Source organism: Streptomyces caelestis (genome assembly GCF_001279005.1).
Lineage (GTDB): Bacteria > Actinomycetota > Actinomycetes > Streptomycetales > Streptomycetaceae > Streptomyces > Streptomyces heliomycini.
On record NZ_LGCN01000158.1, the window covers coordinates 1 to 254 of the forward strand.

General features: G+C 73.6%; 1 pseudogene. It reads left to right on the top strand.

Annotation, left to right across the window (positions count from 1 at the left end):
- Positions 1–254: pseudogene (locus ADK41_RS14875) on the top strand (hypothetical protein); the annotation flags it as partial.

A 254-nucleotide genomic window follows, 5' to 3' on the forward strand; every position in this document is an offset into this window, starting at 1 on the left:
GGCACGGTCTCCTGCCCCCAGGTGGCCCCCGAGCTCCCCGCGGTCCCCGCCTCCGCCCGGGCCGAGGTCGAACGCAACCTCGGCGACCTCGACCAGCAGATCGCCGAGGCCAACAAGCGCCTGGTCGACACCGTCGGACAGGGCGGACCCAACTTCGTCCAGAACGCCATCCTCGGCCCCCTCGAGGACAAGCGCGTCGCCGCCATCAACCGCATCGCCACCGCCATCGGCCGCACCGCCGAACGCCCCTCCGG